Genomic DNA, 940 nt, shown 5'->3' with positions numbered 1-940 from the left:
ACCCTGCCTTCGGCACTCTAACCGGCTCGGCCACCGCCGTGTCTGACCCAGCCAGCCACGCCAGCCTCTTCACCAGCGCTGTCATATTGGCCGGGCCGCCTTCGCGGAAATAGCCGAGCAGGGCGTCCAGTTCGGCGCGTGGCAGGGTCGAGCCCTCGATCAGCCGGAGGTCCTCGTCGTGGCTTTCGCCGGGCAGCAGCGCCAGCTTGATGCCGCGTTCGCGCGCGACCGCGGCGAGCTGGTCGCAGCCGTAGCGCCACCAGTCATAGCCGCCGAGGATGCGGACCAGGATGACCTTGGCATGGCGGGCGACGCTGTCGATCCAGAGGTCGACCGACATCGGATGGCGGAGATCGCGCAACGCGGCGAGCCGCATTGAGGGCAATCGTTCCGCGTCGGCCTTCCATGCAGCCGCGAGCCCCGAGAGATCGCTGTCGGTGAAGGACAGCGCCACGACATCCGCAGGCGTCTGCCTGAGATCGACAGGCTCGGCGAGATCGTCGAGCGAGGCGGATGTGGTGGTGAGGATGTGCATGGCGGTTCGGGTTTGCCTCAGCCGGCGAGGATACGCTCGATCGCCGGGCGGTTCAGCCCCTTCAGGCCGATGACGACGAGGCGCGAGCGACGGTCGTCTTCGGCGGTCCAGGCGCGGTCGTAGTAGTGGTTGACGCGCGGCCCGACGGCCTGCAGCAAAAGCCGCATCGGCTTGCCGCCGACCTCGACGAAACCTTTTACGCGCAGCACGTTTTCCTCTTCGGCGGCGGCGGCGACGCGTTTTGCGAGCTCGTCCGGATTGGCGATCGATGGAATGTCGACAATGAAAGTGTCGAAGTCGTCATGTTCGTGGTCGAATGCGCCGTCATGATGGGATTTGCGATTCTCGATGTCGTCCTCGACGGCAAGACCAAGCCCCAGCAGCAGGGAAGGATCGACCTTGCCG

Annotated in this window: 1 protein-coding gene and 1 pseudogene; both read right to left on the bottom strand. The window is 66.0% G+C overall.

Annotated elements, in window-relative coordinates; translation table 11 throughout:
• Window positions 1-535, bottom strand: a pseudogene (locus EN745_RS35255) (cobaltochelatase subunit CobN); the annotation flags it as partial.
• Between the two features lie 17 nt (window positions 536-552).
• Window positions 553-940: GTP-binding protein (locus tag EN745_RS35250; RefSeq protein WP_189363275.1), on the bottom strand; the 388-nt coding region annotated here is incomplete at its 5' end.

Source organism: Mesorhizobium sp. M4A.F.Ca.ET.022.05.2.1 (genome assembly GCF_003998845.1).
Classification (GTDB): domain Bacteria; phylum Pseudomonadota; class Alphaproteobacteria; order Rhizobiales; family Rhizobiaceae; genus Mesorhizobium.
Note: the sequence above shows the minus strand (reverse complement) of the source record. Positions and strands in the feature narration are given on the sequence as shown.